This window comes from Albidovulum aestuarii (assembly GCF_029961185.1).
GTDB classification, from domain to species: domain Bacteria; phylum Pseudomonadota; class Alphaproteobacteria; order Rhodobacterales; family Rhodobacteraceae; genus Albidovulum; species Albidovulum aestuarii.
Genome location: NZ_JASBQQ010000007.1, coordinates 26,060 through 44,304, shown reverse-complemented (window position 1 = coordinate 44,304; position 18,245 = coordinate 26,060). Strand labels below are relative to the sequence as shown.

The following is an 18,245-nucleotide window of genomic DNA, read 5'->3' as shown; positions in this document are numbered from 1 at the left end:
CAAATCCTTTGCATTGTGGCCATCGGGCGGGAACGGTATGAGGGCGGAAACGTCAAAGGAACCGTCGCTAATGGCCCCCAAGAACCGCGTCACCCCGGAAGAGGCGCTTGCCTATCACCTGAACCCGACGCCCGGGAAGTACGAAATCAACGCCTCAAAGCCGATGGCAACGCAGCGCGATCTGTCGCTGGCCTATTCCCCCGGTGTCGCCGTACCCGTGGAGGCCATCGCCGCCGATCCCGGCACGGCATATGACTATACGGTCAAGGGCAACATGGTGGCGGTAGTCTCGAATGGCACGGCGATCCTCGGCCTTGGCAATCTAGGCGCACTGGCCTCAAAACCGGTGATGGAAGGCAAGGCGGTGCTCTTCAAGCGCTTCGCTGATGTGAACGCGATCGATATCGAACTCGATACCGAGGACCCGGAGGAGATCATTCAGGCTGTGAAGCTGATGGGCCCGACATTCGGCGGCATCAACCTTGAGGACATCAAGGCGCCCGAATGTTTCATCATCGAAAGCCGGCTGAAGGAAATCATGGATATCCCGGTTTTCCATGACGACCAGCATGGAACGGCGGTGATCTGCGCTGCGGGCCTGATCAACGCGCTGGAGATTTCGGGCAAGAGTCTCGCCGATTGCAAGATCGTGCTGAACGGGGCCGGGGCGGCGGGGATCGCCTGTCTGGAACTCATCAAGGCGATGGGCGCGAAGCATGACAATTGCATCATGTGCGATACCAAGGGCGTGATCTGGCAGGGCCGGACCGAAGGCATGAACCAGTGGAAATCGGCCCATGCCGCACGGACCGATGCGCGGACGCTGGAAGAGGCGATGCGGGGTGCGGATGTGTTTCTGGGCGTCTCGGCCAAGGGTGCTGTGACGCCCGAGATGGTCGCAAGCATGGCACCCAATCCGGTAATCTTCGCAATGGCCAATCCCGATCCCGAGATCACCCCGGAAGAGGCGCATGCGGTGCGCGAGGATGCCATCGTTGCGACGGGCCGGTCGGATTACCCCAATCAGGTCAACAATGTGCTGGGCTTTCCCTATCTCTTCCGGGGTGCCTTGGATATCCACGCCCGTGCGATCAATGATGAAATGAAGATCGCCTGCGCCGAGGCGTTGGCCAGCCTCGCCCGCCAGCCGGTGCCTGAAGAGGTGGCGATGGCCTATGGCCGCAAGTTGACCTTCGGACGCGACTACATCATCCCGACGCCGTTCGATCCGCGTCTGATCCACGTCATCCCGCCTGCGGTGGCGAAGGCCGGTATGGATACCGGAGTGGCCCGCAGGCCGATCATCGACATGGAGGCCTATGAGCTGAACCTGAAGACGCGGATGGACCCGACCGCATCGATCCTTCAAGGCATTCACGCCCGCGCGCGTCAGGCGCAGGCGCGGATGATCTTTGCTGAAGGCGATGACCCGCGCGTCCTGCATGCCGCCGTCGCCTATCAACGCGCCGGGCTGGGCAAGGCGCTGGTCGTGGGGCGCGAAGCCGACGTGAAGGAAAAACTGACCGCCGAGGGGCTGGCTGACGCAGTGTCAGAGCTGGAGGTGGTAAATGCCGCGAATACCGCCCATCTCGATGTCTATCGGGATTTCCTTTACGAGCGCCTTCAGCGAAAAGGTTTTGACCGGCACGATGTACACCGGCTTGCCGCGCGCGATCGGCATGTCTTTTCGGCGCTGATGCTGGCCCATGGTCATGGCGACGGGCTGGTGACCGGGGCGACAAGAAAGTCGGCGCATGTCCTGGGCCTGATCAACCACGCTTTTGACGTGCGGGCCGAGGATGGGGCGGTCGGCATAACTGCCGTTCTGCATCGTGGCCGGATCATCTTCATTGGCGATACGCTAGTGCATGAATGGCCCGATGAGAATGACCTTGCCGATATCGCCGAACGCGGTGCGGCTGTGGCCCGCGGGCTAGGGATCGAACCGCGTGTCGCGTTCCTCTCGTTCTCGACCTTCGGCTATCCGGTCAGCGAACGCGCGACCAAGATGCATCAGGCACCGAAGGTGCTGGATGCGCGGGGCGTCGACTTCGAGTACGAAGGCGAGATGACCGTCGATGTTGCGCTGAATATGGAGCAGATGGCGCACTATCCGTTCTGCCGTCTGTCAGGTCCCGCCAATGTTCTGGTCGTGCCCGCGCGGCATTCCGCCTCGATCTCGGTCAAGCTGTTGCAGGAAATGGCGGGCGCCACAGTGATCGGACCGATCCTGACCGGCGTCGACAAGCCGATTCAGATGTGTTCGATGGGATCGACCGTGAACGACATCCTCAACATGGCGGTGATCGCCGCCTGTCGGCTGGGGCACTAAGGCCGAGGTCCCGGGTCAGGCCCGGGACCTCGTTTCACGATCAATGCGTGAACGGCGCGGCATTGCCCCAAAGCTGTTTTACGCGTTGGTCGCGGCCGCAGGCGTTGCGGTAGAATTTGTAGGCTTCTGACTGCTTTTTCGGACCCCGACGGGTCAGGACAAGGCTGGAACCCTTGTAATAGTCCTGATGATAGTCCTCGGCCTTATAGAAGGTGCCGGCATTCTCAATCGGTGTGACGATTTTCTTGCCAAGCGCCGCCATCGCCGCCGCCTTTGCCTCTTCCGCCGCTGCGCGCTGGGCCGGGTTTTTCACGAAGATGGCGGTGCGGTAGCTGTCACCCCGGTCGCAGAACTGGCCGCCCGCATCGGTTGGGTCGACCGAGCGGAAGAAGAGGTCGATGATCTTCGCATAACTGATTTTTGCGGGGTCGAACTTTATCTCTACCGCCTCATAATGGCCGGTGCCACCTTTCGTCACCTGCTTGTAGGTCGGGTTCTTAACGGTGCCGCCGGTATAGCCCGAGACAACTGACTTCACCCCCGGCACGCTTTCGAAATCGGATTCGACGCACCAGAAACAACCGCCCGCCACGATGGCGGTTTCGGTCGCGGCCATTGCGGGGCCGGTCAGCAGGAAGAAGGCAAGGATCAATCGCAACATTCGTTCACTCCGTTTTGGCGGAGCAAACGGGGAATGACCCATCGGGGCAACTCATCTTCCCGTGAGGTCACGCGATCGTGGGCTATGTGTCAGCCAAGCAGCTTCGCAAGCCCCATGGCGACACTGAGATCGCCCGAGACTTTGAGCTTGCCCATCATGACCCCTGTCATCGGGTTGAGCTTTCCGGTGAGTAGCTTCACGAGGTTTTCTTCGCTGATCCTCAGTGTGCAATCCGTGTCGCGGTTGGTGGTGGAGGCGGTGCCATCGGCCAGAACGATAACACCCGCCTCGCCGCAATCGAACTTGAGCGAGCCGGTGAAACTTCTCGTCTCAAGCGTCTTGCCAATATCGGCGGCGATGGCGTCTAGCGGCATGAAATCCTCCCGTCGTTTACGGAAGGATTTACGGGCGTCAGCACATGCTCGGCAACCGGAGCGTTACGTCACGAATGACGTCAGCCCTTCACCCGCGAATTCCGCGTGGCGATCAGCTTCAGACGAAGCGCGTTCAGGCGGATGAAGCCCTCGGCGTCCTTCTGATCGTAGGCGCCGGCGTCTTCCTCGAATGTGACATGGGCTTCGCTGTAAAGCGAATGGTCCGACCACCGGGCCACGGTGCGGACCGAGCCTTTGTAGAGTTTGACGCGGACGGTACCCGATACATGTTCCTGTGATTTGTCGATCAACGCCTGAAGCATCTCGCGTTCGGGGCTGAACCAGAAGCCGTTATAGATCAGTTCCGCATAGCGCGGCATGATCGAATCCTTGAGGTGGCCCGCGCCAGCGTCGAGCGTGATCTGTTCGATCCCGCGATGGGCTTCCAGCAGGATCGTGCCGCCGGGCGTCTCATAGACGCCGCGTGACTTCATGCCGACAAAGCGGTTTTCGACAAGGTCCAGCCGCCCGACGCCATGCTTGCCGCCCAGCTCGTTCAATTTGGTCAGGATCGTTGCCGGGCTCATCGCTTCGCCATTGATCGCGACGGCGTCACCCTTTTCAAAGGTGATTTCCACCATCTCGGGCATATCGGGTGCGTCCTCCGGATGGACCGTGCGTTGATAGACGTAGTCGGGCGCCTCATCGCCGGGGTTCTCCAGAACCTTTCCCTCGGACGAAGTGTGCAGCAGGTTCGCATCGACCGAGAACGGCGCCTCACCGCGCTTGTCCTTGGCGATTGGGATCTGGTTCTGTTCGGCGAATTCCAGCAGGCGCGTGCGCGAGGTCAGATCCCATTCCCGCCAGGGGGCGATCACCTTGATATGAGGGTTGAGGGCATAGGCCGAGAGTTCGAATCGCACCTGATCGTTGCCCTTGCCGGTCGCGCCATGGGCTACGGCATCGGCCCCGGTCTCGGCCGCAATTTCGACCAGGCGCTTGGAAATCAGCGGTCGAGCGATGGAGGTGCCGAGCAGATAGAGCCCTTCGTAAAGCGCATTGGCCCGGAACATCGGGAAGACGAAGTCGCGCACGAATTCCTCGCGCACATCCTCGATATAGATGTTCTCGGGCTTGATCCCCAGAAGTTCCGCTTTCTTGCGCGCCGGGTCCAGTTCCTCGCCCTGACCGAGATCGGCGGTGAAGGTCACAACCTCACAACCATATTCGGTTTGCAGCCATTTCAGGATGATCGAGGTATCGAGACCGCCGGAATAGGCGAGGACGACTTTCTTGGGCGCGGACATGGGGCTTTCCTTCACGTCAGATAGGCCCGCGCGCGATAGCTGGTTTTCGGGCGCAGGGCAAGGTGAGGGGCGATCCCCTTTGACCGGCCCCCGCGCTTGGGATAACGACGGGGCAATCAACCTACCCGAGGACAACATGGCTTTCCGAATTCTTATGCACGCGTTCCGGATGGTGTTCGGAAACTTCGGCGCAGCTTTGCGGATCAGCATGCCGATGATCGTGGTTGGTATTCTTGCAGCCATCTTTGTAACACCGCACCAGATGTCAGATCTGGGCACACCGGCCGAACAGCTCCAGAACTATGTCACCGGTCCGTTTTTGATCTCGCTGCTCGCCTATTTGGTTGCAACCCTTTGGGTGGCCGTGGCCTGGCATCGATATTGTCTGCGTGAAGAATATCCCGGCGCGATGATGCCCGCCTTTCACGGCGATCGTATGCTTGGTTATCTTGGCTGGTCGATCCTGATCATGCTTGTTGCGATCCTGGTTTCCGTCGTGGCTGGCATCGTCATTTCGGCGGTTAGCGCAATTACCCAATCCCATGCTCTGGCTGCGCTGCTCTGGCTCGGGTGGTTCGGAACGCTTCTATGGTTCATCCAGCGGATTTCGCTGGTACTGCCTGCAAGCGCGGTGAACGAACAAAAAACCTTCCGGCAATCGTGGGAGGCGACGCGACCTCTGTCGGGAACGATCCTGGCGGTTGCTCTCATGTTCGCGCTTTTTAGTGTGCTTTTGGGTCAGGTTGCCCTGCCGTTCTTCAGTTTCTCAATCGTGCTTGGCGGTTTAATCAACGCGGTTACTCAGTGGATCAGCACGATGCTGGGGCTGTCGATTCTGACGACGATATACGGCGTCTGCATCGAAGGCCGGTCGATCGACTGAACCAAACATAAGGGACCGGGTATGAGCAGGTTCTCCAGACAGGTCCTTGAGACCACGCAGGCTTTGCGGGATCTTTTTCCACCGACGCCTTTGCAGCGTAACGATCATCTGTCGGCCCGTTACGGCGCCGAAATCTGGTTAAAACGCGAGGATCTGACCCCGGTGCGCAGTTACAAGCTGCGTGGTGCGTTTACCGCGATGCGGAAGGTTCTGACGGCCGATAAGGCGCATGGCCATTTCGTCTGCGCGAGCGCCGGTAACCACGCGCAGGGTGTTGCTTATGCCTGCCGTCATTTCGGTGTCCGCGGCACGATCTTCATGCCAGTGACGACGCCGCAGCAAAAGATCGACAAGACCCGTGTGTTCGGCGGCGACAACATCGCAATACGCCTGACTGGCGACTATTTCGACCAGACTCTGGCCGCCGCGCAGGCCTTCTGCGCCGAGGCGGGCGCGCATTTCCTGTCGCCCTTCGACGATCCCGATGTGATCGAGGGGCAGGCAAGTGTCGGAGTCGAGATCCTTGAACAGTTGGAGCGTGCGCCCGATCTCGTCGTGTTGCCCGTAGGCGGCGGTGGGCTTGCCTCTGGTGTGACCACGTATCTAGCCGAGGCCGCGCCAGAAACGCGATTTCGCTATGTTGAGCCGGCGGGCGGGGCCAGCCTTGCTGCGGCAATTGCGGCAGGTGAGCCGGTAACGCTGAAAAAGCTCAACAGCTTTGTCGATGGCGCCGCAGTTGCCCGGATCGGGGCAGAACCCTTCGCCCGGCTGAAAGCCGTTACAGAAGGTCACATTCTTGCTGCACCAGAGGACCGCATCTGCATTACCATGCTCGAAATGCTGAATGTCGAGGGGATCGTTCTGGAACCGGCGGGCGCGCTATCGGTCGATGTGCTGCCAGAAATGGCCGAGGACATTCGCGGCAAGACGGTCGTTTGCGTCACCTCAGGCGGAAATTTCGATTTTGAACGCCTGCCCGAGGTGAAGGAACGCGCGCAGCGATACGCGGGTCTGAAGAAGTATTTCATCCTGCGAATGCCACAGCGCCCGGGCGCATTGCGGGAGTTTCTGGCGATGCTCGGTCCGGACGACGATATCGCACGGTTCGAATATCTCAAGAAGTCCGCCCGCAACTTTGGGTCGGTCCTGATCGGGATCGAGACAAAGGATGCGGAGAATTTTGCAGCCCTGACGCGGAAGTTGGATGATGCCGCGTTTTCCTATCGCGACATCACCGAAGACGAAGCCCTGGCTGAGTTTCTCATCTGATCCGGTCAGACCACAGAATTTGACCTATCGGCGAGACCATCCACGAACGCCTGCTTTGATGCAAAGTAGCTGTCGATGACGCGACCGATATCGATCTCAGCGCCTTTGCCCGCCGCTGCCCGCCGCTCGCCATCCTGACAAAGCCCACCGAATTCCTTGAAGCCGAGATTCCAGGCCCCTCCCTTCAGAAAATGCAGGTCTGACTCAAGCGCCAAAGGATCCGGAGACGTCTTGAGGCGCATCACGACGCCTTCAACTTCGTCCAGAAACAACTCCACAACTTCGGCAAAGCCGTCCGGCCCGATTTCCCGGTTCAATTCATCGATGCGCCCCCAATCGATCATCGCATCCGCCGCCCCTTGCAACTGTTCCCATCGACGTTAGGCCCGAAACATTTCGGCGACGTTAAGCTCGAACCTGCTATCCGACGCCGTTCAGCGCATTTTAACCCGCGTTGGATTAGCTGATGCGCGAACCCGGACCAGACCGGGCGAGGGTAGTTGGGTGCAGGTAGCGGTTTCCAATTTTAATGACGACTCGACGGCGGGGCAGGACATCTCAAAGATGCGACGCGTCATGGTCGTCGATGACAGTCGGATGCAGCGGAAGATCCTGACATCTCAACTCGCCCGCGCCGGATATTCGGTGACGGAAGCCGGCTGCGCAGAAGAGGCGCTTTCGCTTAGCGAAACCGATCCACCCGATCTGGTAATCTCCGACTGGATGATGCCTGGCATGTCTGGCATCGAGTTCTGTCAGGCGCTGCGCGCGCAGGTAACCGGAAACTACGTCTATTTCATCCTGCTCACGTCTAAGACGGAATCGGCCGAAATCGCCCGCGGGCTGGACGGCGGCGCAGATGATTTTCTGACCAAGCCGGTCAACGGAGATGAACTGCGCGCCCGGATCGCCGCGGGCGAACGTATTCTGGGAATGGAGCGGGAACTGACCGACAAGAACAGGCTCCTGTCCTCGACACTCAGCGAATTGCAAGCGCTATACGATTCTGTCGATCGCGACCTGATGGAGGCCAAGAAGCTTCAGCAAAGCCTCGTAAGAGAGCGACACCGCGATTTCGGAAAGGCTGAGGTCAGCCTGCTCTTGCGCCCGTCCGGCCATGTCGGCGGCGATCTGGTCGGGTTTTTTCCGATCAACGCGCGGCGGGTCGGGCTCTTTTCCATTGATGTATCGGGCCATGGAATCACCTCTGCGCTGATGACTGCGCGGCTTGCTGGTTATCTGTCCGGCAACTCGCCGGAACAGAACATCGCGTTGGTACTGACCGAAATCGGCATTTACGACGCCCGCCCGCCCGAGGAGTTGGCCGAACAGTTCAACCGTGTAGTTGTCCAGGAGATGCAAACCGAAAGTTACTTTACGATGGCCTATGCCGATGTCGATCTGATCTCAGGCCGTGTTGTCATGGTGCAGGCGGGCCACCCGCACCCGGCGATTCAGCGAGCCGATGGCAGGGTTGAGTACCTTGGCAGCGGCGGACTGCCGATTGGCCTCGTTGAACCCGCCGCGTGGGAGGCATTTGAGGCGCAGCTTCAACCCGGAGACCGGCTGTTTCTGATGTCTGACGGGATAACCGAAGCCGAAGATGCGAAAGGAACGCAGCTTGGCGAGGAAGGACTTTCGCGTCTGTTGGCGTCGTGCCGCCATCTTGGTGGCGCAGACTTTATGGAATCCCTCATGTGGCACCTCAGCGACTACGCCGGGGATGAATTTGGCGACGATGTCTCAGGCGTCTTCTTCGAATTTCATGGTGCGAAGGATGTGTGAGGTCAAAGACCCTGCAGCGCCCGCTCCAGAAAATGCCTGTCGCCGTCGTTGCCAAGCATCCAAACTGCCTCTTTCCCCGGCATCCAGACCGCCTTGTGACCCGGCTCTGTCGGGGCGCCAAGACTTCTCGCGGGCCAGGCCAGGTAGATGGTGCAAAGCTTTTCTGCCCATTTGTCGTATTCCGGCATGTAAACGAACCGACGGAACGCACCGAGTCGACGGGGAGAGGTAATAGTCCAGCCTGTCTCTTCCCGCACCTCGCGATAGAGCGCCCGCAAAGGCGATTCTCCCGGATCGATACCACCGCCCGGAAGCTGGAACTCGGGTTCAGGCTCTGCTTGATGGGTAACCAGCACATCGTGTCCGCGTAAAAGCACCGCATAGACGCCATGCCGAATGCCGTATCTCTGGCTGCGCACCAGAGGTTCGCCGAATCGTCGGATCATGCCTGCCCCCTTTGCCATGTGGTTGTCGTCCCCATATTCAGGCGGTATGGCAGGACGCAAGCCTTGAAGGAATGATGAATGACCAGCCTTTCGCAGATTGCCTGGGACGATACGGTTCTACCGTTCCAGCTTGACCGATCCGATATCCGTGGCCGGGTGGCGCGGCTGGACGGGGTGCTTGACCGTATCCTGACACAGCACAATTACCCTCTGGTGGTTGAGGCGCTCGTGGCCGAGGCGGCGCTTCTGACCGCGCTTATCGGTCAGACGATCAAGCTGCGCTGGAAGCTGTCGCTGCAAATCCGGGGTGACGGACCGGTGCGGATCATCGCGACCGACTACTACGCCCCGGCCGAAGAGGGGGCCGCCGCTCAGATCCGCGCCTGGGCGTCTTACGATGCCGAGCGGCTGGACCATGACGGGTCGGGCTTTGCCCAGATCGGCCAGGGCTATTTCGCGATCCTGTTGGATCAGGGGGCGGGGAATGTGCCCTATCAGGGCATCACGCCGCTGTCAGGCGGGGCCCTTTCTGCCTGTGCAGAGACGTATTTTGCCCAGTCTGAGCAACTGCCGACCAGCTTTGCCCTGTCTTTCGGACGCTCGACCCTGCCGGGCGAGGCCGAGCGTTGGCGCGCCGGCGGCGTAATGCTTCAGGCGATGCCCAAGGCCTCGACCCCCACCGCATCCGAAGGCGGCAGCGGCGAGGGCGGGCTTCTGGCGGCTGAGGATATTCTTGAGGGCGAAGAGGGCGAGAACTGGTCCCGTGCCAATCACCTTCTGGCGACGGTCGAAGAGATGGAGCTGATCGGCCCCTCTGTAGCGCCGACCGATCTGCTGGTGCGGTTGTTCCATGAGGAAACACCGCGTGTCTTCGACGCGCAGGCAGTTAAGTTCGGCTGTTCCTGTTCGCCCGAAAAGGTGCGCGACAGCCTGTCGATCTATTCGGCCAAGGATATCGGTCACATGACGACCGATGAGGGCATCGTCACCGCCGATTGCCAGTTCTGCGGCGCGCATTACGAATTCGATCCCGCGACGTTGGGTTTCGAGGCCACGAAAGCGTCGGATGATGAAGGCTGATCCGATTGCCGCGATCCGTCAGGCCCTGACGCGGCCGGGGCGCGAAACCTCGGACTATGACCTGAACCCCGATACCGTCCTGCCTGAAGGCCGGGTTCTGAAACCCGCCGCCGTTCTGGTGCCTTTGACGACCGGCCCAAACGGGCCCCAGGTGATCCTGACCAAGCGGTCCTCACGGCTGAAGCATCACCCGGGTCAGATCGCTTTTCCCGGCGGCAAGATCGACGAAACCGATGCGGGACCCGTCGATGCTGCCCTACGTGAGGCCGAGGAAGAGATCGGATTGCCGCGCCAGAACGTCGATATACTCGGCACATGGTCAGCGCATGAAACCGTGACTGGATTCATGGTAACACCTGCTTTTGGCTTGATCAGAGACGGTTTTTCTCCGGCACCTGAAGCAGGCGAGGTCGATGAGGTCTTCTCGGTGCCGCTGTCTCATGTCACCGATCTGGTGCGATTCCGGATCGAAGGGCGGATCTGGCGCGGTGTAAGGCGGCGCTACTATGTTGTGCCCTACGGCCCCTATTACATCTGGGGCGCAACCGCGCGTATCCTGCGTGCGCTGGCGGACCGGATGGCGGAATGAAGATTGCCGATGATTGGATCTGGGGGGAGGGGGTGCAGACGGTCCTGCATCTTCTGACCGATTCCGGGCATCAGGGGTTGCTGGTCGGGGGTTGTGTCAGAAACGCCCTGATCGGTGCGCCCGTCGCCGATATCGACATTGCGACCGATGCGCTGCCCGAACGGGTTGTTGAACTGGCGAAGGCCGCCGGTCTGAAAGTCGTGCCCACCGGCATCGACCACGGCACTGTCACTATTGTGGTGAATGGCGAACCGCATGAAGTCACCACGTTCCGCCGCGATGTTTCGACCGATGGCCGCCGCGCCACCGTAGCCTTCGCGACGGGGATCGAGGAGGATGCGGGCCGCCGCGATTTTACAATGAATGCGCTTTATGCCGATGCGGCGGGCCGGATCGTCGATCCTCTGAATGGCCTGCCCGATCTTCAGGCGCGGCGCGTGCGCTTTGTCGGCGATGCCGATGCCCGCATCCGCGAGGATTATCTGCGCATCCTGCGGTTCTTCCGCTTCCATGCCTGGTACGGCGATGCGGAAGAGGGCATGGATGCCGATGCGATCGCCGCCTGCGCTGCGAATTCCGCTGGAATAGACACGCTTTCGCGCGAAAGAGTCGGGCATGAGATGCGCCGGTTGCTGGCCGCGCCCGACCCCGCACCTGCCATTGCCGCGATGCAGGCGACGGGCGTTCTGTCCCGCATCCTGCCGGGAGCGGATGCCAGGGCGCTTGCCCCGCTGATCCATCTTGAGTCCCCCTATGCGCCCGACTGGCTGCGCCGCCTTGCTGCGCTGGGCGGTCAGGATCATGCCGGGGCGCTGCGGCTGTCACGAGATGAGGTGCGGCGCTTCGATATCTTGCGCGAAGGGATCGGCAGTACGGCTGGTCCTGCTGAACTGGCCTATCGCCACAGCGCCGATCTTGCCCGCGACATCACCTTCCTGCGCGGCGCGACCCTTGAAACACCTCTGCCGCAGGGCTGGGAAGATGCAATCGCTCTGGGCGCGAGGGCCAGCTTCCCGCTGCACGCCGCCGATCTGATGCCCGGCCTTTCAGGTGCGGACCTCGGCGCGCGGCTGAAAGAGCTGGAGGCACGCTGGATCGCCTCGGGATTCAAATTGTCGCGGGAACAATTGCTGGCTTGAAGTTCCGCCTGTCGGCAAGGCAGGATGGGCGCGCCATCCGAACAGGACCATCAAATGCCTCTGGAAACCCTTCCGGCGCTTATAGCCCTTGCGATTGCCACGCTATTCACGCCCGGCCCGAACAACGCGATGCTGGCTGCCTCCGGCGCGAATTTCGGATTTCGCCGCACGATCCCGCATCTTCTGGGCGTGGCGGCGGGGTTTCCGCTGATGCTTCTGATCGTCGGGCTGGTGCTGGGCGGACTCTTCCAGACCAGTGCGCTGTTGCGTGAAACCCTGCGCTGGGGTGGCGCGATCCTGCTGTTGTGGATCGCCTGGAAAATCGCGAATTCAGGTGGAATACGGTCGAAATCTGCAGACGCGCGGCCGATGCATTTCGTCGAAGCGGTGGGATTTCAGTGGATCAATCCAAAGGCCTGGTCGATGGCCATCGCCGCGACCTCACAGTTCATTCTACCCTCCGCCCCCTTCACTACGGCCATCGTCGTCACCGCGATGTTCCTGACGCTCGGCCTCGGTTCGGCGGCGACCTGGACTTATGCGGGACAGGCCATCGCCCGCTGGCTGACAACGGCGAAACGGTTGCGGATCTTCAACCTGATCATGGCCGGGCTGATCGTACTTTCGACGGTCGAGATCCTTCGCCATTAGATTGTACCGATCAGCAGCGACCTGCCACCGGTACAATCCGTCGCGTGACAAACCGCGCGGTTTGAGCTATCCGAAGGGCGATCCAGATGGAGGGTGCACTATGAGAGACGGGATTTCAGTACAGCTCGCCTGAGCCAGACCGAACCCCGTAGCGGCGGTCCTGCGATGCACCGCCCTTTCCCATACTGTCACCTGATGGACGCCCTCCCATGTTTCGTTTCTTCGAAAACCTCGTCGACCCCTATGTCGCCTATGAAGAAAAGGACACGCCGCCCCAGCGGTTGCTGCCCTTCCTGATGGACTACGCCCGCCCATTCCGGCGCGTGTTTGTAGCCACCGCGATCTTCACCACACTTGTCGCGATGATCGAGATTGCGTTGATCTGGTATGTCGGCCGTCTCGTTGACCTTCTGAACGACGGGACTCCTGTTGACGTATGGGCCGCACATGGGACGGAATTCATTCTTGCGGCGCTTGCGGTTGTCATGATCCGACCGGTTCTGGGCGGGATCGACGTGGCGCTGCTGCACAATACGATTCTTCCCAATTTCGGCACACTGATCCGCTGGCGGTCGCACCGGCATGTCCTGCGTCAGCCGGTGGGGTGGTTTGAGAACGATTTTGCGGGTCGCATCGCCAATCGGATCATGCAGACTCCACCGGCGGCCGGCGATGCGGTGTTCCAGACTTTCGATGCGGTGGCCTTTGCTGTCACCACACTGATCGGATCGCTCGCGATCCTGTCGACCGCCGATGTGAGGCTGGCACTGCCGATGCTGGTCTGGATCGGGCTTTACTTTGCTCTGTTGCGTTGGACCGTGAAGCGAGTTGGCCCGGCCTCGACCGCGGCATCGGATGCACGTTCGGCGATCACAGGTCGGGTAGTGGACAGCTATACCAACATCCATTCGGTCAAGATGTTCGCCCATCACGACCGGGAGCTGGCCTATGCCGGGGAAGCAATCGAGACCGCCCGGAAAACCTTCCAGACAGAAATGCGTCTGATCACCAAGATGGATGTCCTGCTGACTGTTCTGAACGGTTGTCTTATCGTGTCGATGAGCGGACTCGCGCTGTGGCTTTGGTATCACGGGCAGGCGACGATCGGGCTCGTTGCGGCGGCGACAGCCTTGGTACTACGGCTTAACAACATGACCTACTGGATCATGTGGGCGACGTCGAACCTCGTGCAGGCACTGGGCGTGGTTCGGGAAGGGATGGAAACCATTGCCCAGCCGATTGCTCTGGTGGACAGCCACGACGCGAAGCCGCTGGAATTTCGGGCCGGAATGATCGAAATACAGGCTCTATCCCATCATTATGGGCGTGGATCGGGCGGTCTGGCAAAGGTCGATCTGACAGTTCAACCTGGCGAAAAGATCGGACTTGTCGGCCGCTCCGGGTCGGGCAAGACGACACTCGTAAAGCTTATGCTGCGGTTTTACGATGCAGAAGGCGGGCGCATCCTGATCGATGGTCAGGACATCGCCCATGTCACGCAGGACAGCCTGCGGCAGCAGATCGGCATGGTGCAACAGGATTCGTCGCTGCTGCATCGCTCGGTGCGCGACAATATCCTTTACGGCCGTCCCGATGCCAGCGAGGCAGAGATGATGGAAGCCGCGCGGCGGGCCGAGGCGCATGACTTCATAATGGATCTTACCGACCCCGAGGGCCGCAAGGGCTATGACGCGCAAGTTGGCGAACGAGGTGTAAAGCTGTCGGGCGGTCAGCGGCAGCGGGTGGCGCTCGCCCGGGTGATTTTGAAGGACGCGCCGGTACTGGTGCTGGATGAGGCGACGTCGGCCCTTGATAGTGAGGTCGAGGCTGCGATTCAGGAAACGCTATACGGCGTGATGGAGGGCAAGACCGTGATCGCCATAGCGCATCGCCTCTCCACCATTGCCCGGATGGACCGGATCGTGGTGCTGGATGATGGCAGGATCGCTGAAGAGGGCAGCCATGCCAGTCTTCTGAAGAAAGGCGGCCTTTACGCCCGCTTCTGGGAGAGGCAATCTGGCGGCTTCATAGGCACCGAGGATGAAAAGGAAGCGGCGGAATGAAGATGGGCGACATGATCGACGCCTTCCGCCCGGCCGATGGCCCACCGCCGCGAACGCTCGGGCGGTTCCTGCTCTGGTGTCTCTCAGGCGCATGGGGTCCGTTGGTCTTCGCTGGCGTGATCTCAGCCATCGCGGGAACGATGGAGGTGGTGACGGCCTGGTATCTGGGTGCCGTCGTCGATCTGGCGACCTCTGCAGCGCCCGCGACGGTCTTTTCTGATCACTGGCCTATGCTGGCCGGGTTTGTGCTGTTCCTGATCGTGGCGCGGCCCATCGCCTTTGGCCTGTCGGCCGCGTCAAACTCCATCGTCGTGCAGCCGAACGTGCTGCCGCTGGTGCTGTCGCGTCTGCATCGCTGGACGATGGGTCAGGCGGTCACCTTCTTTGACAACGACTTTGCAGGACGCATCGCGCAGAAACAGATGCAGGCGGCCCGCGCAGTCACGGATGTGGCAAGCGAGACGATCAACACGATCTGTTTTGCCCTGGCCTCGCTGGTGGGATCCGTCTTCTTTCTGCTGACAATCGATGCACGGATCGCAGCGGCTCTGGGTGTATGGATTATACTCTATCTTGCCCTGATCCGTGCGTTTTTGCCGCGTGTTCGTGGAAAATCCGCAGCGCGGGCCGGGGCGCGGGCAATGGTGACAGGGCAGGTCGTCGACACGATCACCAACATCAAGACCGTAAAGCTTTTTGCTCATGCCGATCATGAGGACAAAGCCGCCTTGCGGGCCATGTCAGGGTTCCGCGACACCGCACTGGATTTCGGGGTCCTTTCGGCGTGGTTTCGGCTTGCGCTGATGACCATTGCCGGGCTTTTGCCGGTCGTGCTGATTGGCGGCAGTCTCTGGCTTTGGTCACTCGGCGTTGCCTCGGCAGGCGACATTGCCGCCGCTGGTTCCGTCTCAATCCGCATCGCGCAGATGACCGGCTGGGTCAGTTTCACGCTGATGTCGATCTATGCGTCGATCGGCGAGGTGGAGGACGGTATCCGTACTCTGACCCCGCCGCATACGTTGACCGATGCGCCCGATGCCCGCAGTTTGACGCGGATCGCAGGAGAGGTGCGTTTCGACAATGTCAGCTTTGCCTATGGCCGCAAGAAGGGTGGGCTGGACGGCGTGAATCTGACGGTCCATCCGGGCGAAAAGATCGGCATCGTCGGGGCATCGGGCGCAGGGAAATCTACTCTGGTTGCCCTGCTCTTGCGGCTTTACGACTCCGAGAAAGGTCGGGTTCTTGTCGATGGGCAGGACGTGCGCGATGTGACCCAGGAAAGCCTGCGTCGACAAATTGCAATGGTTACCCAGGAAACGGCAATGTTTAACCGCACGGCGCGGGACAACATCCTTTACGGTCGCCCCGATGCAACCGAGGACGATGTTGTCGCTGCTGCCAAAGCCGCCGAGGCAGATGAGTTTATTCATGGGCTTCAGGATCACAAGGGTCGCAAGGGCTACGACGCCTATCTCGGCGAACGCGGCGTGAAGCTCTCTGGCGGCCAGCGCCAGCGCATCGCGCTTGCCCGGGCATTCCTCAAGGACGCGCCGATCCTGGTGCTGGATGAGGCGACATCGGCCCTCGACAGCGAGGTTGAGGCGCAGGTGCAGGGCGCACTTCACCGGGTGATGGAGGGCAAGACCGTGCTGGCCATCGCCCACCGCCTGTCGACCATCGCCGAGATGGACCGGATCGTGGTTCTGGATCAGGGCCGCATCGTCGAGGAAGGCAGCCATACCGAGCTTTTGGCCAAGCGCGGGCTCTATGCCCGTTACTGGGAACGGCAGTCGGGTGGCTTCATCTGCGTCGAAGAGGCAGCCGAGTGAAGCTGACCATCGAACGGCTCGGCCATCTTGGCGACGGTATTGCGCCGGGCCCGGTCTTCGTGCCGATGGCCCTGCCCGGTGAGGTGGTGGAGGGGGAGGTCGCCGACGGTCGCATGGCCGCCCCGAAGATCATCGAGACTTCGCCCGACCGAGTAAAACCCGCCTGCCTGCACTACCGCACCTGCGGCGGTTGCGCGCTGATGCATGCTGCCGACGGGTTCGTGGCCGACTGGAAGGTCGAGGTCGTTCGCACCGCTCTGGCGGCGCAGGGACTTGAGGCATCGTTTCGACCCGTAATCACCTCGGCCTCGCAATCGCGCCGCCGCGCCACTTTGGCTGGGCGGCGGACGAAGAAGGGCGCGCTTGTAGGATTCCACGGCCGCGCCTCGGGCGCGATTGTCGGCATACCGGGCTGTCGGCTTCTGCATCCCGATCTTATGGAAACCCTGCCACATCTGGCCGACGTCACAATGCTCGGCGCCTCGCGCAAGGGCGAACTGGCGCTGACGGTGACGCGGACGGAAGGCGGCGTCGATCTGGCGGTTTTCGGCGGAAAACTCCTGGAACAGAGCCTGTTCTCCGATCTCGCACAGCTCGCCGAACGCACCAATCTCGCCCGTCTGACATGGAACGGGGAAATAATCGCCAACCACCATCCCGCTGCGCAAAGGTTCGGGCAGGTTGTGGTCGTGCCCCCTGCCGGTGCGTTCCTTCAGGCAACTGCGGATGGAGAGGCAGCGCTCGTGACTGCTGTACGCGAGGCCGTGGGTACCGCAAGTCTGATCGCTGACCTGTTTGCAGGCTCGGGTACCTTCGCCCTGCCGCTCGCCGAACGGGCGGAGGTTCACGCGGTTGAAGGCGAGGCGGCGATGCTGAAAGCCCTCGATGCCGGATGGCGACAGGCGCAGGGCTTGCACAAGGTCACGACCGAGGCGCGCGATCTATTTCGCCGCCCGTTGATGCCGGATGAGTTGAAACGGTTCGAAGCGGCCGTTATCGACCCGCCGCGTGCGGGCGGAGTGGCGCAGACGCGGGAACTGGCCGCTGCAAACGTGCCGGTCATCGCAGCGGTGTCCTGCAATCCGATCACATTCGCCCGCGATGCCCGTATCCTGACCGAAGCCGGATATGGACTCGACTGGATTCAGGTTGTCGACCAGTTCCGCTGGTCGCCGCATGTCGAGCTTGTGGCTCGGTTCGCACTCTGACTCACCTTGCTGTGAGCGGAAATCTGCCTACTTCCGGCAAGCCTCGCTTCGGTGTAGAACAAAGAAAACCGGCGAAACGGGCAGGGACGGCAGGCATGTTCAATCGCAGAACCTTCATGGCACTGACAGCCCTGGCAGGACTCGTAGGGTGCGGCGGATCGAAATTCCGGACCTATAACGGCCCTGAAGTCACCCGGCTCGTGTTACTCAAATCCGAACGCAAGCTGCACCTTGTGAATGGGACCAAAGCGCTTAAGTCCTATAAGGTAGGGCTCGGCGGGAACCCGGTTGGCCCGAAGCAGTTCGAGGGCGATCAGAAAACGCCCGAGGGCGCCTACCTGATCGACCGCCAGAATCCCAACAGCAACTATCACCTGTCCATCGGCATCTCGTATCCCAATCAGCGTGATGTGGAATTTGCAGAATCGCAGGGCAAGAAACCCGGGGGCGACATTTTTATCCATGGCCGGGCCCGAAAGAACAAAGGCCGCGGCAAGGATTGGACCGCAGGATGCATCGCCGTGAAAGACGGCGAGATGGAAGAGATCTATTCGATGGTCCGCGTCGGGACGCCGATCTACATCTACCCATGAAAAAGGGCGACCGCTGGCCGCCCGTTATTCTTTTCG

The 18,245-nt window shown here is 60.9% G+C and carries 17 protein-coding genes; 12 read left to right on the top strand and 5 right to left on the bottom strand.

The features are described from left to right. Positions 1-70 precede the first annotated feature (70 nt). On the top strand, positions 71-2,332 hold the full coding sequence (locus QKW60_RS15340; RefSeq protein WP_282369967.1) for an NADP-dependent malic enzyme: 2,262 nt from the start codon (positions 71-73) through the stop codon (positions 2,330-2,332). A gap of 40 nt (positions 2,333-2,372) precedes the next feature. Here QKW60_RS15340 and msrA read toward each other — a convergent pair whose 3' ends face one another. The 3 genes from msrA to QKW60_RS15325 all read right to left on the bottom strand — a co-directional run bounded on the left by msrA (position 2,373) and on the right by QKW60_RS15325 (position 4,674). Beyond that, complete coding sequence (gene msrA, locus QKW60_RS15335) at positions 2,373-2,993, bottom strand: peptide-methionine (S)-S-oxide reductase MsrA (RefSeq protein ID WP_282369965.1); 621 nt, start codon at positions 2,991-2,993, stop codon at positions 2,373-2,375. An 89-nt stretch (positions 2,994-3,082) separates the two neighbouring features. Next, entirely contained in the window at positions 3,083-3,367 is a 285-nt protein-coding gene (locus QKW60_RS15330) for an SCP2 sterol-binding domain-containing protein (protein WP_282369963.1), read from the bottom strand. 80 nt (positions 3,368-3,447) lie between these two features. After that, the gene (locus tag QKW60_RS15325; RefSeq protein ID WP_282369961.1) at positions 3,448-4,674 is read right to left on the bottom strand and encodes an argininosuccinate synthase; all 1,227 of its coding nucleotides are present in this window, start codon (positions 4,672-4,674) and stop codon (positions 3,448-3,450) included. On the opposite strand from QKW60_RS15325, the gene QKW60_RS15320 reads away from it, so the two are divergent. Then, positions 4,661-5,557 carry a hypothetical protein gene (locus QKW60_RS15320; RefSeq protein ID WP_282369959.1) on the top strand — a complete coding sequence of 299 codons (897 nt, stop codon included), beginning with the start codon at positions 4,661-4,663 and terminating at the stop codon, positions 5,555-5,557. The genes QKW60_RS15325 and QKW60_RS15320 overlap by 14 nt on opposite strands. A 21-nt stretch (positions 5,558-5,578) precedes the next feature. Beyond that, a complete protein-coding gene (gene ilvA, locus QKW60_RS15315; RefSeq protein WP_282369958.1) occupies positions 5,579-6,826 on the top strand; it encodes a threonine ammonia-lyase IlvA in 1,248 nt (415 codons plus the stop codon). A 5-nt stretch (positions 6,827-6,831) separates the two neighbouring features. Here the strand turns inward: ilvA and QKW60_RS15310 are convergent, their stop codons facing one another. Further along, complete coding sequence (locus QKW60_RS15310) at positions 6,832-7,170, bottom strand: Hpt domain-containing protein (protein WP_282369957.1); 339 nt, start codon at positions 7,168-7,170, stop codon at positions 6,832-6,834. A 220-nt stretch (positions 7,171-7,390) separates the two neighbouring features. Here QKW60_RS15310 and QKW60_RS15305 point away from each other — a divergent pair, with 220 nt between their 5' ends. Beyond that, the gene (locus QKW60_RS15305; protein WP_282369955.1) at positions 7,391-8,611 is read left to right on the top strand and encodes a PP2C family protein-serine/threonine phosphatase; all 1,221 of its coding nucleotides are present in this window, start codon (positions 7,391-7,393) and stop codon (positions 8,609-8,611) included. 2 nt (positions 8,612-8,613) lie between these two features. Here QKW60_RS15305 and QKW60_RS15300 read toward each other — a convergent pair whose 3' ends face one another. Further along, positions 8,614-9,057: an NUDIX domain-containing protein gene (locus QKW60_RS15300; RefSeq protein WP_282369953.1), complete on the bottom strand. Its 444-nt coding sequence runs from the start codon at positions 9,055-9,057 to the stop codon at positions 8,614-8,616. Between the two features lie 78 nt (positions 9,058-9,135). On the opposite strand from QKW60_RS15300, the gene hslO reads away from it, so the two are divergent. The 8 genes from hslO to QKW60_RS15260 all read left to right on the top strand — a co-directional run bounded on the left by hslO (position 9,136) and on the right by QKW60_RS15260 (position 18,209). After that, positions 9,136-10,137 (top strand): Hsp33 family molecular chaperone HslO, encoded by a 1,002-nt coding sequence (gene hslO / locus QKW60_RS15295; RefSeq protein ID WP_282369951.1) that lies wholly within the window; start codon positions 9,136-9,138, stop codon positions 10,135-10,137. Continuing rightward, positions 10,127-10,726, top strand: coding sequence for a CoA pyrophosphatase (locus tag QKW60_RS15290; RefSeq protein WP_282370195.1), 600 nt, complete (start codon positions 10,127-10,129; stop codon positions 10,724-10,726). Before hslO ends, QKW60_RS15290 begins: the two co-directional genes overlap by 11 nt. Continuing rightward, positions 10,723-11,865: a CCA tRNA nucleotidyltransferase gene (locus QKW60_RS15285; RefSeq protein ID WP_282369949.1), complete on the top strand. Its 1,143-nt coding sequence runs from the start codon at positions 10,723-10,725 to the stop codon at positions 11,863-11,865. Before QKW60_RS15290 ends, QKW60_RS15285 begins: the two co-directional genes overlap by 4 nt. A gap of 54 nt (positions 11,866-11,919) precedes the next feature. Continuing rightward, entirely contained in the window at positions 11,920-12,516 is a 597-nt protein-coding gene (locus tag QKW60_RS15280) for a LysE family translocator (protein WP_282369947.1), read from the top strand. Between the two features lie 209 nt (positions 12,517-12,725). Continuing rightward, positions 12,726-14,579, top strand: a complete 1,854-nt coding sequence (locus tag QKW60_RS15275) for an ABC transporter ATP-binding protein (RefSeq protein ID WP_282369946.1) — start codon at positions 12,726-12,728, stop codon at positions 14,577-14,579. Beyond that, the gene (locus QKW60_RS15270) at positions 14,576-16,408 is read left to right on the top strand and encodes an ABC transporter ATP-binding protein (protein ID WP_282369945.1); all 1,833 of its coding nucleotides are present in this window, start codon (positions 14,576-14,578) and stop codon (positions 16,406-16,408) included. Before QKW60_RS15275 ends, QKW60_RS15270 begins: the two co-directional genes overlap by 4 nt. Continuing rightward, complete coding sequence (locus QKW60_RS15265) at positions 16,405-17,616, top strand: class I SAM-dependent RNA methyltransferase (protein ID WP_282369944.1); 1,212 nt, start codon at positions 16,405-16,407, stop codon at positions 17,614-17,616. The genes QKW60_RS15270 and QKW60_RS15265 overlap by 4 nt, the downstream gene beginning before the upstream one ends. 95 nt (positions 17,617-17,711) lie before the next feature. Then, positions 17,712-18,209 (top strand): L,D-transpeptidase family protein, encoded by a 498-nt coding sequence (locus QKW60_RS15260; RefSeq protein ID WP_419762697.1) that lies wholly within the window; start codon positions 17,712-17,714, stop codon positions 18,207-18,209. Positions 18,210-18,245: the final 36 nt, after the last annotated feature.

Bases quoted from the DNA above. Each gene is read 5' to 3' on its own strand.
- ilvA (WP_282369958.1), top strand. From the start codon at position 5,579: ATGAGCAGGTTCTCCAGACAGGTCCTTGAGACCACGCAGGCTTTGCGG.
- QKW60_RS15310 (WP_282369957.1), bottom strand. From the start codon at position 7,170: ATGATCGATTGGGGGCGCATCGATGAATTGAACCGGGAAATCGGGCCG.
- QKW60_RS15270 (WP_282369945.1), top strand. From the start codon at position 14,576: ATGAAGATGGGCGACATGATCGACGCCTTCCGCCCGGCCGATGGCCCA.
- QKW60_RS15275 (WP_282369946.1), top strand. From the start codon at position 12,726: ATGTTTCGTTTCTTCGAAAACCTCGTCGACCCCTATGTCGCCTATGAA.
- QKW60_RS15300 (WP_282369953.1), bottom strand. From the start codon at position 9,057: ATGATCCGACGATTCGGCGAACCTCTGGTGCGCAGCCAGAGATACGGC.
- msrA (WP_282369965.1), bottom strand. From the start codon at position 2,993: ATGTTGCGATTGATCCTTGCCTTCTTCCTGCTGACCGGCCCCGCAATG.
- QKW60_RS15280 (WP_282369947.1), top strand. From the start codon at position 11,920: ATGCCTCTGGAAACCCTTCCGGCGCTTATAGCCCTTGCGATTGCCACG.
- QKW60_RS15290 (WP_282370195.1), top strand. From the start codon at position 10,127: ATGAAGGCTGATCCGATTGCCGCGATCCGTCAGGCCCTGACGCGGCCG.
- hslO (WP_282369951.1), top strand. From the start codon at position 9,136: ATGACCAGCCTTTCGCAGATTGCCTGGGACGATACGGTTCTACCGTTC.
- QKW60_RS15285 (WP_282369949.1), top strand. From the start codon at position 10,723: ATGAAGATTGCCGATGATTGGATCTGGGGGGAGGGGGTGCAGACGGTC.
- QKW60_RS15340 (WP_282369967.1), top strand. From the start codon at position 71: ATGGCCCCCAAGAACCGCGTCACCCCGGAAGAGGCGCTTGCCTATCAC.
- QKW60_RS15325 (WP_282369961.1), bottom strand. From the start codon at position 4,674: ATGTCCGCGCCCAAGAAAGTCGTCCTCGCCTATTCCGGCGGTCTCGAT.
- QKW60_RS15305 (WP_282369955.1), top strand. From the start codon at position 7,391: ATGCGACGCGTCATGGTCGTCGATGACAGTCGGATGCAGCGGAAGATC.
- QKW60_RS15260 (WP_419762697.1), top strand. From the start codon at position 17,712: ATGTTCAATCGCAGAACCTTCATGGCACTGACAGCCCTGGCAGGACTC.
- QKW60_RS15330 (WP_282369963.1), bottom strand. From the start codon at position 3,367: ATGCCGCTAGACGCCATCGCCGCCGATATTGGCAAGACGCTTGAGACG.